This is a genomic window from Embleya scabrispora (assembly GCF_002024165.1).
In the GTDB taxonomy this organism is placed as follows: Bacteria; Actinomycetota; Actinomycetes; order Streptomycetales; family Streptomycetaceae; genus Embleya; species Embleya scabrispora_A.
Genome location: NZ_MWQN01000001.1, coordinates 6,338,325 through 6,352,927 on the forward strand (window position 1 = coordinate 6,338,325; position 14,603 = coordinate 6,352,927).

At 70.9% G+C, this 14,603-nt stretch carries 15 protein-coding genes; all 15 read left to right on the forward strand.

The genetic code is table 11. The features are described from left to right. Positions 1 to 7 precede the first annotated feature (7 nt). The 15 genes from B4N89_RS27905 (at position 8) to B4N89_RS27975 (ending at position 14,587) form a co-directional block, all read left to right on the forward strand. Positions 8 to 418: a hypothetical protein gene (locus B4N89_RS27905; protein ID WP_078978534.1), complete on the forward strand. Its 411-nt coding sequence runs from the start codon at positions 8 to 10 to the stop codon at positions 416 to 418. A gap of 1 nt (position 419) precedes the next feature. Then, positions 420 to 782 carry a hypothetical protein gene (locus tag B4N89_RS27910; protein ID WP_078978535.1) on the forward strand — a complete coding sequence of 121 codons (363 nt, stop codon included), beginning with the start codon at positions 420 to 422 and terminating at the stop codon, positions 780 to 782. Positions 783 to 797: 15 nt separating this feature from the next. Continuing rightward, the gene (locus B4N89_RS27915; protein ID WP_078978536.1) at positions 798 to 1,136 is read left to right on the forward strand and encodes an HK97 gp10 family phage protein; all 339 of its coding nucleotides are present in this window, start codon (positions 798 to 800) and stop codon (positions 1,134 to 1,136) included. Continuing rightward, entirely contained in the window at positions 1,136 to 1,528 is a 393-nt protein-coding gene (locus B4N89_RS27920; RefSeq protein WP_078978537.1) for a hypothetical protein, read from the forward strand. Before B4N89_RS27915 ends, B4N89_RS27920 begins: the two co-directional genes overlap by 1 nt. A gap of 100 nt (positions 1,529 to 1,628) precedes the next feature. Beyond that, positions 1,629 to 2,180, forward strand: coding sequence for a phage tail protein (locus B4N89_RS27925; RefSeq protein WP_235618821.1), 552 nt, complete (start codon positions 1,629 to 1,631; stop codon positions 2,178 to 2,180). Positions 2,181 to 2,286: 106 nt separating this feature from the next. Then, entirely contained in the window at positions 2,287 to 2,739 is a 453-nt protein-coding gene (locus B4N89_RS27930; protein ID WP_235618822.1) for a hypothetical protein, read from the forward strand. A 26-nt stretch (positions 2,740 to 2,765) separates the two neighbouring features. Continuing rightward, positions 2,766 to 3,146 carry a hypothetical protein gene (locus B4N89_RS27935; protein ID WP_078978539.1) on the forward strand — a complete coding sequence of 127 codons (381 nt, stop codon included), beginning with the start codon at positions 2,766 to 2,768 and terminating at the stop codon, positions 3,144 to 3,146. A 36-nt stretch (positions 3,147 to 3,182) separates the two neighbouring features. Then, a complete protein-coding gene (locus B4N89_RS27940) occupies positions 3,183 to 8,435 on the forward strand; it encodes an NlpC/P60 family protein (RefSeq protein ID WP_078978540.1) in 5,253 nt (1,750 codons plus the stop codon). A gap of 3 nt (positions 8,436 to 8,438) precedes the next feature. Further along, positions 8,439 to 10,664 carry a hypothetical protein gene (locus B4N89_RS27945; RefSeq protein ID WP_078978541.1) on the forward strand — a complete coding sequence of 742 codons (2,226 nt, stop codon included), beginning with the start codon at positions 8,439 to 8,441 and terminating at the stop codon, positions 10,662 to 10,664. Between the two features lies 1 nt (position 10,665). Then, positions 10,666 to 11,775 carry a DUF5047 domain-containing protein gene (locus B4N89_RS27950; protein WP_078978542.1) on the forward strand — a complete coding sequence of 370 codons (1,110 nt, stop codon included), beginning with the start codon at positions 10,666 to 10,668 and terminating at the stop codon, positions 11,773 to 11,775. Beyond that, positions 11,775 to 12,026, forward strand: a complete 252-nt coding sequence (locus B4N89_RS27955; RefSeq protein ID WP_078978543.1) for a hypothetical protein — start codon at positions 11,775 to 11,777, stop codon at positions 12,024 to 12,026. The genes B4N89_RS27950 and B4N89_RS27955 overlap by 1 nt, the downstream gene beginning before the upstream one ends. Positions 12,027 to 12,081: 55 nt before the next feature. Then, on the forward strand, positions 12,082 to 12,663 hold the full coding sequence (locus B4N89_RS27960) for a hypothetical protein (RefSeq protein ID WP_078978544.1): 582 nt from the start codon (positions 12,082 to 12,084) through the stop codon (positions 12,661 to 12,663). 66 nt (positions 12,664 to 12,729) lie between these two features. After that, entirely contained in the window at positions 12,730 to 12,963 is a 234-nt protein-coding gene (locus tag B4N89_RS27965; protein WP_078978545.1) for a hypothetical protein, read from the forward strand. After that, complete coding sequence (locus B4N89_RS27970) at positions 12,960 to 14,120, forward strand: peptidoglycan-binding protein (protein ID WP_078978546.1); 1,161 nt, start codon at positions 12,960 to 12,962, stop codon at positions 14,118 to 14,120. Before B4N89_RS27965 ends, B4N89_RS27970 begins: the two co-directional genes overlap by 4 nt. Beyond that, positions 14,117 to 14,587 carry a hypothetical protein gene (locus B4N89_RS27975; RefSeq protein ID WP_078978547.1) on the forward strand — a complete coding sequence of 157 codons (471 nt, stop codon included), beginning with the start codon at positions 14,117 to 14,119 and terminating at the stop codon, positions 14,585 to 14,587. Before B4N89_RS27970 ends, B4N89_RS27975 begins: the two co-directional genes overlap by 4 nt. Positions 14,588 to 14,603 lie beyond the last annotated feature (16 nt).

Here is a 14,603-nt window from a genome sequence, read left to right on the forward strand (position 1 = left end):
TGCGGTCGTGGCGTTCGTGCCCCCCTCCGCCGAGGACCTGGGGCTGTACCTGTCCCTCGGCGAGATCGACGGCGCCCGCGCCGACCTGATGATCCATCAGGCCGTGCTGCTGTGCGAGTCCGTCGTCACACCCCTGCCCGACGCTGCCTCCGTCGTCGTGCTGTCCGCCGCGGGCCGCGCCTACGCGAACCCCCAGGGCGTCAGCTACGAGACGATCGGCCCGATCAGCGTGCAACGGCCCCAGGCGGGCTTGTACTTGACCAAGGCCGAACGCACCGCGCTGAAGGCGATGGCCGGGCGCGGCGGCGCGTTCACGATCGACCCCACCCCTGCGGACGCGACCCCCGTCCCGACCTATCCGATCGACGACGACGGCTGGTGGGGCCTCGAGTGGGAACCGGGCTGGGGGTGGATCTGACGTGGTCTTCCCCGTCCCGTTCGGGGTCACCCTGATCCGACTCCGGTCCGGACCGTCGCCGGGCCGGGATCCCTACGGCAAACCGATTCCCGGGCCGGTCGTCGAAACCCCCCTGCCCGGCTGTGTGGTCACGCCACGTCAGGCTGCTCCGGCCCCCGGAGGGTCCGAGCAACAGGCACGCGACACCGTCATCAAGGGCCTGACCGTGTACGCGCCCCCGGGAACGGACGTGCGCACCACCGACCGGTTCCGCCACCGCGGCCTCGTCTACGAGGTCACCGGCGAGCCGGGGGAGTGGGGGCCGTCGGCGTTCACCGGCACCGCCGGTTGCACGCAGTTCCTCCTCGACCGCATCACCGGCTGACGAGGGGAGACCGACATGCCCACCCGGTTCAAGCTCGACAACAAGGGCGTCGGGGAACTCCTGCGCTCGCAGATGCTGCTGCGCGAGATGATCCGCCGGGCCCAGGCGATCAAGAGCACCGCCGAGGCGCTGGCCCCGGTGAGCCCACGCCCCGACGACTACCACTCGGGCCTGTACAAGACGTCGTTCAAGGTCATCGTCACCGACCGCGGCGCCCGTCGACACGACCGCGCCCAGGCCACCGTCCACAACTCCGCGTGGTATGCGGCCTGGGTCGAGTACGGCGCCGAGGGCGGACGCGGCGGCGGACACCACGTCCTGCTGCGCGCGGCAGAGGCAGCAGGCGGCGGCTGATGGACGCCTTCGTCGACATCGAGGTCCTGCTCATCGCGTGGTTGTCGGCCGGCAGGCCCGGTACGACCTGGGCGGCCGAACTCGACAACGACCTCCTGTCCTACCTGCCGTGCGGCCAAGTGGTTCGCGTCGGCGGCGACGACGACGGAACCCGGCTGGACCGGGCCCTCGTCGACGTCGACATCTACGCGGCCGGCCGGGCGCAGGCCGCCGACATCGCCGCGTGGACCCGCACCGCCCTCACCAGGAACCTGCCCGGGAGTTCGCTCCCCGGCGCGGTCGTCGGGCGCGTCTCCACGGTGTCCGCGCCCGCGTGGCGCCCCTACGAGAACACCGCGCTGCGCCGCATGGGCGCCACCTACGAGGTGTTCCTTCACCCGGCCGTGACCTGACCGGCCCACTTTCCTTTCCGGCCCCGCCGCGCGTGGGGCCTTCGCACGTCTGGAGACACCCCCGATGTCCCTTGTGATTCCCCGCGATGCCGATGTGACGATGGCAGGTGTGAACGGCGGAGGCTGGGTCGGCCCCCTGGGTACGGCCAAGCCCGCCAGTCCGCTTGCAACCCCTCCGCCGACCTGGGCCGCCCTGGGCCGCCTCACCGAGGACGGCCTGGTCCGCGGCTGGGACGAGGACTCCACCGAGTTCCGTTCCTGGGGTCAGACCGCGCCGTTCCGCACGATCATCACCAAGTCCAACAGGACCTTCAAGGTCGCGTGCCAGGAGATCAACCGGCCTGCGGTGATGAGCCTGTGGAACCGCATCCCCGAGGGCTCGCTGACGCCCGACGTCGACGGATTCGTCAACTTCGCCGAGACCGCGACGCCGGTTCCCGACCGGCGCGCCTGGTGGTTCATCGTCCTGGACGGCACGACGTTCCGCGGGTTCTACGTCCCCCAGGGCGAGATCAGCAACCGCGAGGACGAGACGTACAAGAACGACGAGTTGGCGACCTACAACATGACGATCACCGCGTACCCGGACGACGCCGGGAACACCGTCTACCACACCTACAAGGTCGCCACGGTGGACAGCCCCAGCAGCTGACCCGCCATCACCGACCGGTGGGCGGGCGGCACTTCGCGGGACCGCCCGCCCACCACCTCTCTACATCCCGCGACCCGCGACCCGCGAACCATCAGGAGTGAAACCCATGAACGACGCCCCCACGCAGCCCTACGTCGACCTCGACCGGCCCCAGGCCGCCACGGCTGCGGAACCGCGGCAGGACATCGCGCGCGAACCCGTCGTCGCCCGGGAGGCGAGCCCCGAATTCCGGGCGCAGGAGATCGAGGCCCTTGCCCCGGACGGATACGTGCGCGCGGACCTGGCCGGCGAGATCGACGGCGAGACCGTCGTCGCCGAGGTCATGGCACTCATGCCCGGCAAATGGCGGGCATCGGTCATGCGCCTCCTGCGTGCGGGCGACTTCGACGGCTTCATGTCCGCCGTCCTCACCGCGGACGGCTACGACGCCTATCTCGAACTCGACCCGAACCAGGACCAGTTCGCGGCCTTCGTCGAGGACCTGTCCACGAAGGGCGGCGAATCGGTGGGAAAGTCGAGTGGACGACGGGGATCTGCGACGCGTATGCGGAGGAGGTAGAAGCGGACCTCCGTTCCTACAGCGGCGTGAACTTTCTCGACGTCCATCGCGGACTCCTGACCTGGCGTCAGGTCCGGGTGATGATCGAGAAACTGCCGCCGGAGTCGGCGACGTGGACGGCGATCCGCAACGACGCCCCCGAACCCGCCGCCGACGATCCCCCCGGCCGGCCGCCCGAGGAGGGCCGCTGGTCCCAGGTGGAAATGCTCCTGGCCGCCGTATTGGAGGCCATCCGCGATCTCCACCACCACGAGATCTGCGTGAACTGGGACACCTCCAAGGCCCCCCGCCCCGCGCCGCCCGACCGCATCCGGCGACCCGGATGGCGGCCTCCGACAACGCAACTCGACCCGTCGCCCGCATGGGCGCGGGCACTGTTCGACGCCATCGTCGACGGCCCTACGTGACCCACGTCTGACACCAGCACGAGGAGGTGACTCCTCGTGCCGATCACCGTGGGCACCGTCGAGGTGCACGTCATCCCCAACACCCAGGGGATCCTGACCCGGCTGCGCAACGGCATCCTGCCCGCCGCGAACACCGTCGGCACCGAAGCCGGTCAGCAGATGGGCAACCGCCTCACCCAGGCACTCCAGGTCCAGGTCGTCGGGGCGGGCATCCGCATCGGGCGCCAGCTCGGCGAGGAGATCTCGCGGGAACTGCGCCGCGCGGTGCGCGACGCGCTCCCGGACACGATCCGCACGAGCGGCAAGTTGGCGGCCGCGCAGGGCGGGCGCGCTGGCGCCGAGACCGGCGGCGCATTCTCACGCGAGCTGAAGACCCGCGTCGAGGCCGCGGTTCGATCCCTACCCAACATCAAGGTCGGCGCCAACACCTCCGAGGCCGAGTCCGACCTCCAGGCGCTGCGGGTGCGGATGGAGTCTTTGCGCGACAAGCGCATCGGCATCGACATCGGCGCCGACGAGGCGCGCATCGAGGCGGAAGCCCTCGAGGCCGAACTGCGCCGCCTGGGCGCGATCAGCCCGAACGTCCGCGTCCGGGTCGACACCGCCCGTGCGATCGCCGAACTGGAGGCGATGCGCGAGCAGATCAGGCTCGCGACCCTCAAGCCCTGGGAAGTCCGCCTCGAGGTGGACGGCGGGTTCGGCGCCCGGCTGCGCGCCGCAGTCCAGGCCGCGCAGGCGAGCCTGCCGAACATCAACATCGACTCCAACACGTCCCCGGCGCGTGCCCGGATCCAGGGCCTGCGCGCCGAGCTGGAGCAACTGCGCGACGTCCGCGTCGGCATCGACATCGACGCCGCCGCGGCGCAGGCGAAGATCGACCAGATTCGGGCCGAGCTGGCCAAGCTCGGGATGAACAAGGACGTCGACCTCGACGTCCGCGTCGACGCCATGAACGCGCGGCGCGAACTGAAGGCCGTCGAGCTCCAGGCCGACATCCTGGACCGCAAGCGGATCGACATTCCGATCCACACCAGTTCGGCGATGAGCAACATCCTGCAACTCGCCGCCGCGCTGGGCGCCGTGATTGTGCCACCCGCGATCGGTGTCCTGGCCGCCGGCCTGGGCGCCGTCACCTCGGCCGCGTTCGCCGCTGCGGCGGGCATCGGCGCGGTCGCGCTCGTCGCCGTGCCCGGGATCATGAAGATCGCCGGCGCGTTGCAGGCACAGAAGGCCGCCAACGAAGCGGCAGCCACAGCCTCCGGGAAGTCCGGCGCGGCTGCCGCTCAGCAGGCGATCCAGGCCCAGCAGCAGGCCCTTCAGATGGAGGGCGCGCAGCAGACTCTCACCCAGGCGTACCGGCAGGCCGCCCAGCAGCGCGAACAGTCGCTGCGGCAGGTCTCGGCCGCGCAGCGTGCCGTCGGCGATGCCCAGGTGCAGGCGGCGGAGCGCGCGAGGCAGGCGGAACAGCAGCTCGTCGACGCCCAGGCCGACGCGCGGCGGGCGCAGATCGCGCTGACCGACGCCCGCAAGGCGGCGCGCCTGGAGTTGGAGGACATGCGGTCCCGGCTTGCCGGGGCGGCCCTCGACGAGCGCAGCGCGGTGCTGGCGGTCGAGCGCGCCCAGCAGCGGCTGGCTTCGACGCGCGAGGCCGGTGCGTCGGTGTCGCGGTTGGACCGCGAGGAAGCGCAACTCGCCTACGACGAGGCCGTACAGCGCCTGGAGGACCAGCGGCGCGAGAACGGCCGCCTCCAGGAGAGCGCGGCGGCTGCCGCGAAGGCGGGGGTGGAGGGCTCCGACCAGGTCGTCAAGGCCAAGGAGGCCGTGACGCAGGCCGATCGGCGCGCCGTCGAGGCCGCCGCCGGTGTCCGCACGGCGCAGACCGAGGGTGCGCGTGCCGTCGCGGACGCGCAGCAGCAACTCGCCGACGCGCAGCGCAACGCGGCACAGGCGGCTCAGCAGTCCGCGGACCAGGTCGCCTCCGCGCAGCGCGGTATCCAGTCGGCCCAACTCGCGGCGGCAGCCGCGGCCGAGCAGTCGGCCGGCGGCATGGATGCGGCGGCGACCGCCGCGCAGAAGTACCAGGACGCGCTCGCGAAGATGAACCCCGCGACGCGCTCCACCTACGACGCGGTCCTGCGGCTCAAGGACGCGTTCAAGGCGTGGTCCGATGCGGCTTCACCTGCGGTGATGCCGCTTTTCACGCGGTTCGTCGACGGTCTCACCAGGACTCTGCCGACGCTGACGCCGATGGTCATGGCAGCGGCCGACGGCATCGGGCGGCTGATGGACCGGGCCTCGCGCTCCTTCGCGCGCGACCCGTTCTGGGCCTCCTTCAAGGCCGACCTGACGATTGCGATGCCGCGTGCGATCGAGGGGATGGGGGTCTCTTTCGGCAATCTCTTCCGGGGGATCGCCGGGATCTTCGATGCCTTCAACCCTCACATGGACTCGATCGCCGCCCGCATGGAGAAGGCGACGGGCCGGTTCGCGAACTGGGGTACACAGCTCAAGGGTTCCCCCGAGTTCGAACGGTTCCTGGACAACGCCTCACGCAACGCCCCCCTGTTGAAAGAGGCGTTCGCCGCGATGGGGCGGGCGATCCTCGAGGTGAGCAACGCGCTGGAACCTCTGCGCGGGCCGGCACTGGTGATCCTCACCGCCGTCGCGCAGTTCATCGCGCTGCTGGCCGAGCGGCTGCCCGGCGTCATCCAGTTCCTGGTTCTGTACGCGATCGCGTGGCGCGCGATCAACACGGCGATGGCCATCAACGCGGCGGTGTCGAAGATGACGCCGATGGGCCAGCTCATCATGATCATCGCCGCCGTGATCGCGGTGATCGTGCTGTTGGTCCTGCACTGGGACAAGGTCACCGCCGTGTTCCGGTGGGTCTGGGAGCACGTGCTGCGGCCGGTGTTCCTCGCGATCGCCGACGCGGCCGGAGTCATGTGGCGCAACGGCATCAAGCCGGTCGTCGACGGCCTGGTGGCCGGCTGGAACGCGGTCGCCGAGGCCGCGAACTGGCTGTGGCGCAAAGTGCTTTCGCCCGTGTTCGACGGCATCGGCGTCGGTGCGCGCATCCTCGCGGCGATCGTCCTCGTGATCCTGATCGCGCCGCTGCTGATCGCCTTCCGCCTTCTCGCGGCCATCGGGCTGTGGCTGTGGCACGACATATTCGAGCCCGTCTGGACCGGCATGTCCATGGCTGCGGACTGGGCCTGGCGGAACATCCTCAAGCCGACACTGGAGGGCATCGGCGCCGGGCTCGGCTGGGTCGGCGACCGCCTGGGCGACCTGTGGCACGGCGTGTTCGAGCCGGCCTGGTCGGGCATGTCCGGGGCGGCCGACTGGGCTTGGCGGAACATCCTCAAGCCGACGTTGGACGCCATCGGCGCCGGATGCGGCTGGGTCGGCGACCGCCTGGGCGACCTGTGGCACGGCGTGTTCGAGCCCGTCTGGTCGGGCATCTCGAGCGCGGTGTCGTTGGCGTGGAGCATGTTCCTGAAGCCGAGCTTCGACTCGATCACCGGCGGGATGCAGGCGGTCGGCTCCTGGGCCCAGGACCTCTACCAGGTCTGGATCAAGCCCTGGTTCGACAAGATCGGCGCGGTCATCGGCGACACGATGACCAACGCCCAGAAAGCGTTCAGGGTTGCGATCGACGGGATCACCCTTCTCTGGGGATTCCTGAAGGAAATCGTCGCCGCGCCCGTGCGGTTCGTCGTCAACCAGGTCTACGACAAGGGCATCAAAAAGGTATGGAACTGGGTGGCCGACAAGGTCGGTTTGCCCTCCCTGCCGGACGGCGTGGCCGGATTCGCAAGCGGCGGTATCTACCCGGGATATACGCCCGGGCGTGACATCGGGCTTGCCGCCGTTTCCGGTGGCGAGGCCATCATGCGTCCGGAATGGACGCGCGCCGTCGGCCCCGGATTTGTCAACTCCATGAATGCCGCCGCCCGCAGCGGCGGTGTGGCCGGGGTGCGTTCCGCACTGTCCACGACGCCGATCGTGGGCGCGTATTCGTGGGGCGGAATCGTCGGCAGTGTCGTCGACACCGTCAAGTCGGGAATCGACGCGATTCCCGGCGCGTCCTGGGTCCTGGACAAGGGTGCCAGTCTCGCCCGGGGTTTCCTCGCGGGTTCCGTCGAGCTGGCGATGAAGCCTGTGCGGGCCATGATCGGGGAGATCCGAGGCGAGAGTCCCTGGTCGAAGGTCGCGCGCGGCCTGCCGAACAAGGCGATCGACGGTGTCATCGACTGGATCCGCGAGGACGACCGCAAGCAGGCGCTTTCCGGCGTCGGCGTCGCGGCGTCCGCGCTGCGCGAGGCCATGACCTATGCGGGCGTGCCGTACCTGTGGGGCGGCACCTCGAGGTTGGGCATCGACTGTTCCGGCCTGACGCAGGCCGCCTACAAGGCGGTCGGTGTGGAGATCGGCCGCACGACCTACGACCAGGTCAAACGCGGCCGGCACATCGCGATGCGGGACGCCGTGCCCGGCGACTTGGTCTTCGAGCAGTTCGAAGGTCCCTCTCCGAGCCACGTCGGCATGTACCTGCGCCCCGGCGTCATCTGGAACGCGCCGCGCCCGGGACTGGGCGTCGGGGAGTCCGGAATCGCGAACGTCGTCGACGTGCGCCGTATGGCGTCCGACGTCATGGGCGGCTCCGTGAGCGCCTTCGGCGACGTCGCCGGCTGGCTGCGGGCCGCGCTCGCGGCGACCGGGAAGCCGGCCGAATGGCTCGCACCGTTGATGACGATCGCGAAATTCGAATCGGGTGGAAATCCGCGTGCGGAAAACCACTGGGACTCGAACCAGCGATACGGCGGGACGTTCGGGTTGATGCAGACCATTCCGCCGACTTTCAATGCATACAAGTTGCCCGGCATGGACGACATCCTGAACCCGATCCACAATGCAATTGCGGCGATTCGCTACATTGCAGCCCGCTACGGAACTCCCTTCAATACTCCGGGAATTCGGTCGCTGTCGGCGGGCGGCGGTTATCTGGGATACAAGGCCGGCGGCATCGTCCCGTTGGCGTTCGACAGCGGCGGCTATCTGCCTCCGGGGTTGAACCTGACGTACAACGGGCTCGGGCGGCCCGAGCCGGTTTTCACCCCGGCGCAGTCCGCAGCACTGTTCTCCGGGGTGCGCGGCGGCGACGGCGGGGGAGTGTTCACCGGCGAACTCCGCCTCTCGGGCGGGGAATTGCTGGGCGTCGTCGACGGCCGGATCGATCGCAAACAGGACGAACTCGCGGGTCGGCTCGGCATGGGCAGGGGGTGACCGGTGGCGATCAGCACGAACCTCCTCGACGCGAACACGTCCGGGTTCGAAACCAACATCGGGACCTGGACGGCCGGGAGCAACACCACGGCGGCCCGGGTCACCGGTGTCTGGTACACCGGCGCCGCGTGCATGCGGTTGACGGCGACCGCGAACGGGTCGGTGGTCGCGACCACCGGGGCGGTGCCGATCACCGCCCTGTCCGAGTACCTGGCGTTCGCGTTCACCGCGAACACCGCGGCGGTCGCGGGCCGCACGGTGTCGCTGACCCTGACCTGGCTGAACGCATCCAACGCCACCGTCGGGACCTCGGTCGGCACCACCCCGACGGCCATGCCCGCGTCCACCGCGTGGGTCACACCCCCGACGTTCGTGGACGCCGTCGCCCCGGCGACCGCGACCCAGGTCAAACTCACCGTCACCGTGACGGGCATGCTCGCCGGCGGGCAGATCCTCGTCGACGAGGTCGGCCTCGGCCCGCCGCTCCTCCAGAGCGGCAACCTGCTGTTCTACAACGACCAGTCCATCGAGATGGACGCGAGCGGCTGGACGGCGTCCGTCAACTGCACGGCGGCGCGTTCGTCCGCCCAGTTCGTCGAGGGCTGGTACTCGCTCGCGGTCACCGCGACCGCGTCCGGCGACGTCCAGGTCCGCTCGGTGGCGACACCGGCCGTCGCCGCCGGCACCGAGTACTTCGGGTACTTCTGGATCCGCACGCCGATTGCGCTCACGGTCCAGGCGGACCTGTGGTGGTACGACGCGTCGAACGCGCAGGTCGGGACGACCAGCACCACCACGGTCACCGCGGTGACGACCTGGCAGCGCCTGGGCGTGGCCGCGAAACCCCCGGCGACCGCGACCAAGGTCCGGCTCGTCGTCCGGCCGCAGGCCACCGCCGCCGCGCAGGTCGTGTACGTCGACCAGATGACGATCCGCACCGCGCCGTTCAGCGTGGCCGGCAACCTCCTCGCGTTCGGCGTCGAGTCGATGGAGTGCGATCTCACCGGCTGGGCCGCGGGGGCGAACGCGAGCATCGCCCGCACCACCGCGCAGGCGTCCGCCGGCTTCTGGTCCATGGAGGTCACGACCCCCGCCGCCGGCCAGGGTCGCGCCCAGACAACCGCGCTCGTGCCGGTCGTCGCCGGCACCTACTACCTGGCCAAGCAGAGCTATCGGTCTGCGACCGCCGGCGCGATGTGGACCGACATCGACTGGTACGCCTCGGACGGCGTCACCTGGCTGGGCAACGCCGGCCCCGACCGGGACCTCGGCCTCACGCCCGGCTCTTGGTGGTCGAACACCATCGGCCGCAAGGCCCCGCCCGGCGCGGCGTGGGCCCGGGTGGTGTCCCTACCGCAGTCCACGCTCGCCGGTCAGGTGTGGTGGGTCGACGCGGTCGGCCTCAGCGTCGGCACTCCGCCCTACGAACTCACCGCCCACCCGGAAACGGGCTCCGCGACCCTGGTCATCAACAACGCCACCTCGTCCGGCGCCACCTCCATCACCGTGCACCGCGTCGACCCGGACGGCACCCGCTCGCCCGTCCGCGGCTACGGCGGCGACCTCGAGAACGTGGCCGTCCCGGGCGCGGTCATGGTCGTCACCGACTACGAGGTCCCCCTCGGCGCCGAGATCCACTACGAGTACATCCGGCACGCCCCCGGGCCGCCCGCCGTCGACTACAGCACCGGCACCACCGGCATCGTCGTGGCTCCGCCGGCCGACCCGGCGTATGTATGGCTGTCCGACCCGGGCCAACCCGCCCGATCCATCCGGCTCATGATCGAGAAGCCGCCGGACTGGACGTTCGGCATCGAACGGGCCGTGTATCGGGTGCGGGGCCGTGCCGACCCGATCGTGCGCTCCGACGTGCGCCGGACCCCGGAAGGCGACCTGGCCGCCTACACCTGGACCACCAGCGACGACACCCAACTGCGGTTCACGCTGGAGACCGGCCACGTCCTGCTCCTGCGGGCGCGGCCCGGCTGGGGCCTCGACTACCAGTACGTGTCCGTGGGATCCGTGCAGTCGCCCCGCGTGGTGCAGATGGGTTCCGAGGCCGGCCGGCGCTGGACCCTGCCGCTCACCGTCGTCGCCCGCCCGACCGGCGGCATGGTCGGGTCCGCGTCCCGTACCTGGCAGACCGTCAAGGACGACGCGACCGCGACCACCTGGGCTGCGGTCCTCGCGAAGTACTCGACGTGGCTCGACGTCCTCCAGGGGGTGTGAAGTGCTCACCGTCACCCCACGGTTCCTGCCCGCGCTCACCCTGAGCCACAACCAGGCCGGGAGGGTCGACGTCCTCCAGGGCGTCACCCTCCTGCTGTCCGGCGTCCCCTACGAGGACGGCACCGTCACCGCGGACGCCGGATCCGACGTCCGCTATTCGATGACGCTCACCGTCTCCGACCCGTCCCTCCTCCCGTTCGACCCCGCGGACTTTCTCGCCCCCTACGGCCAGGCACTGCACCCCTACCAGGGCCTGACCTACACCGACGGCACCACCGAGGTCGTGCCCTGCGGCGTCCACGTGATCACCCAGGTGTCCGGGGACCGCGACACGGGCCCGGTCACCGTCACCGCCAAGGGACGCGAAGTCGTCGTCCAGGCGGCCAGGTTCACCGCCTCGTGGGACACGCGCGGGTTCGGCTCCCACGTCGACGCGATCTCCGCCGCCGTGATCACGGTCATGCCGGCCGTCGTCGTCGACGACCGCACCACCCACGACCGCACCCCCGCCTACCGGGTCTGGAAGGCGGGCGACGACCGATGGTCCGCCTGCCGTGAACTCGCCAAGGCCATCGGCGCGAGTTGCTACTTCGACGCGGTCGGCACACTCGTGGTCGCCGACCTGCCGCCCGCCCCCGACGGCGCGACCCCCGTGTGGGACGTCGCCGCGGGCCCCGGCGGCGTCCAGGTGTCCGCCGGCTGGGGACTGTCCTCCGACGGCCTCTACAACGGCGTCCGCGCGTCCGGCCAGAACTCCACCGACAACGTCGCCCCCGTCACCGACCTCGTCGTCGACACCGACCCCACCAGCCCGACCCGCTGGGGCGGACCCCTCGGTCAGCGCCTGCTCACCTACGAATCGCCGCTCCTGATCACGACCGGGGACTGCACCGTCGCCGCCGAAGGTCTCCTGCGCACCGGCATCGGCCTCAAGACCACCGTCGACCTGCAATCGGTCCCCAACCCCGCCCTGGAACCGGGGGACTGCGTGCGCACGATCTACACCGACGGCACCCGCACCCTCCACATCGTGCGCTCCCTCACCATCCCCCTCGGCGACGGACCCTGCTCCATCAAGACCATGTCGGCGGCCGACGACCCGGAGCCCTGATGGACCTCGCCGACATCATCCACGACGTCGTGCGCCGCCTGCTGGACGAATCCTCCGCCGACTGGCGCATGGGCACCGTCACCGCCCTCACCCCCGACTCCACCGCCGGAACCCTCCTCGTCGACGTCGGCGGCGGCACCGTCGTCAAAGCCCGCCGCGCCGCCACCTACACCAGCCCCGTCGTGGGCGACCGCGTGTGGGCGGACCGCAACCGGGCCGGCGAATGGCGCGTGACCGGCAAGCTCGCCTGAACCCACGAACCCCCCTGCAACGCCCGGCAATCACGAGTCCGGGTGGAGGTGACGCATGCCCGCTACCGACAAATACGGCCAGGAGATCCCCTACTCGCTCCTCACCGACTCACCCGACGCCCAAGCCCTCGGCAAGGGCATCGCCGACGCCGCCGCCGGACGCTCCGTCATGCGGTTCGCATCCGCGGCCAACCGCGGCGCCACCCTCATCGGCGACTCCGCCGCCCAGGAGGGCATGGTCACCTACGTCAAGGACGCGGACCGCATCGACTACTACGACGGCGCGAACTGGCAGCCCCTGACGCCCGGCCCCTGGATCCCGTTCCCCGTGGCGTCCGGCATCTCCTACAACTCCGGCAGCCCCGCCTACCGGCTGGTCAACGGCGTCGTGGAAATGCGCGGCACCCTGCGCCGCACCGACGGCGAAGGCTTCGACGCCGAGAGCGTCATCCACCTGGGAACCCTGCCCGGCGGCTACTGGCCCGGCTACTACCGCTACTACATCGTCGCCACCGAGTGGGCCGCGCAGATCCACGCCCGCCTGGAGATCGACCCCACCAACGGCTGGATCAACGCCCTCATCCTCGAGGGCTCCCCGCACTGGATCGCCGTGGACGGCGTGTCCTCCAGCCTCTGACCCCTCGCCACACCCCGGGCCGCAACAGCCCGAGGACCCCCCCTTTTCCCGCGCCCGGAGAACCCCATGCCCCACTACCACGCCGCGATCGTCCACCCCGGCGACGAGACCACCTACTGCGGAATCGTCCCCGGCGAGCACGTCGAAGCGGTACTCGCCGCCTGCGAAACCCACCCCGAACGCGAACCCAAAACCGGCCGCGACGGCGGGATCTACGTGCTCCGCGCCGACGGCGACCTCGACCACTACCTCCCCGTCGACGCCCCCGCGCGCCCGACCGAAACAGCGGTGACCCCATGACCGGACCGTCCTACATCCCCGGCGCCGAACGCCTCGGCCCCGACACCGGCGGCTCCATGGACACCCCGAACCTGCCGCCGCGCGCCGTCTGGCACACCGTCGAATCCCCCTCCGGCAGCGGCTGGTTCACCTCGATGGCGTCCTACCTCAAGCGCGAATCCGTCTGGCCGCAGGTCCTCTACGACCCCGCCTCCGACCGCCTCGGCCAATTCGCCGCCCTCGACACCAGCGGCCGAGCCCTGCGCAACGACGGCACCTCACGCACCAACCGCACCGGCCGCGTCTGCATCCAGGTCGAGGTGTGCGGACGCGCCTCCGAACCGTGGACCGACGGCTTCGACCCGGCCGGCAAACCCAACTTCCTGAAGCTGATCGGCGCGATGCGCGCCTGGGGCATCCCCGACACCTGGCCCGCCGGCGCCCCCCAGCGCTACCCGGGAGACCACGACGACCGCGACCGCGCCACCTGGCTGGGCCGCGGCGGCCACTACGGGCACAGCCAAATCCCCGGCAACGACCACGGCGACCCCGGCGCGATCGACACCTCGAAGGTCCCACCGAACGGCACCACCACCCCCGGCGGCGGATCCCCCGGCGGCGTCTCCCGAGCCCAGGACTCCATCAACGGACTCCTCTACGGCTACGGCGCGCACGGCGACCACGTCACCGCGGTGGGCCGAGCCCTGGTCGCGGCCGGCTTCGGCAGCCACTACACCACCGGACCCGGACCGGACTGGACCGATGCCGACACCCTCAACTACGCCGACTACCAACGCTCGTTGGGATACCGCGGATCCGACGCCGACGGCGTCCCCGGCGAGGAATCCCTCATCCGCCTCCTCGGAGCCCTGCCCTCCCGCAACGACACGCCGACCGTGTCCCTGTCCAACCTGATCGCCGCCGCCCGCGCCGACGTCCCCGCCGCAACCGGCCACCTCACCCACCCCGACGACGTCCTGACCGTGGAGAACGCCCTCGTCGCCGAGGGCCTGCTGGCCTCCTCCTACGCGGACGGCTCCTACGGCACCCGGACCGTCTCCGCCTACGCCGCCTGGCAACGCCGCCTCGGCTACTCGGGATCGGACGCCGACGGCTACCCCGGACGAACCTCGCTGAGCAGGCTCGGCGACGCACACGGATTCAAGGTGACCCCATGACCACGACCATCCCCGGCAAGTACCTCGCCACCCTGGCCGAACGCACCGCAGCGTCCTTCGTCGAGGCATTCGCGTCCGCGTGGATGGTCGCGGACGCCTACAACCTGAGCACGGCCGAGACCGCCGCCCTGGCCGGCGTCATGGCCGCGCTGACCGTCCTGCGCGCGGCCCTCACCTCGTTCCTTGGCCACCGCGCCGCCGACCCCACCATCCGCACCGGATACGCCTACGCCGTCGACGTGTTCGAGCGCGTGGCCGCAACGTTCGCCGAAGCCGGCATCGCCGCACTCCTCCTGGCCGGCACCCTCGACCTCTCGCATGCCCGAGCGGCCGGCTTCGCGGGCCTGACCGCCGCGCTCTCCGTACTCAAGGCACTCCTCGCCCGCTTCGTGGGCTCCACAGCGACCGCATCGCTGCTCCCCGCCGCCAAGGACCCGGGCACACCGCCCGGGTCGCGACCGGCCTGAGCGGGCGGGTGCTGCC

Coding starts and splice junctions, on each gene's coding strand:
- B4N89_RS27915 (WP_078978536.1), top strand. CDS start 798: ATGCCCACCCGGTTCAAGCTCGACAACAAGGGCGTCGGGGAACTCCTG.
- B4N89_RS27920 (WP_078978537.1), top strand. CDS start 1,136: ATGGACGCCTTCGTCGACATCGAGGTCCTGCTCATCGCGTGGTTGTCG.
- B4N89_RS27955 (WP_078978543.1), top strand. CDS start 11,775: ATGGACCTCGCCGACATCATCCACGACGTCGTGCGCCGCCTGCTGGAC.
- B4N89_RS27960 (WP_078978544.1), top strand. CDS start 12,082: ATGCCCGCTACCGACAAATACGGCCAGGAGATCCCCTACTCGCTCCTC.
- B4N89_RS27930 (WP_235618822.1), top strand. CDS start 2,287: ATGAACGACGCCCCCACGCAGCCCTACGTCGACCTCGACCGGCCCCAG.
- B4N89_RS27975 (WP_078978547.1), top strand. CDS start 14,117: ATGACCACGACCATCCCCGGCAAGTACCTCGCCACCCTGGCCGAACGC.
- B4N89_RS27925 (WP_235618821.1), top strand. CDS start 1,629: ATGGCAGGTGTGAACGGCGGAGGCTGGGTCGGCCCCCTGGGTACGGCC.
- B4N89_RS27970 (WP_078978546.1), top strand. CDS start 12,960: ATGACCGGACCGTCCTACATCCCCGGCGCCGAACGCCTCGGCCCCGAC.
- B4N89_RS27965 (WP_078978545.1), top strand. CDS start 12,730: ATGCCCCACTACCACGCCGCGATCGTCCACCCCGGCGACGAGACCACC.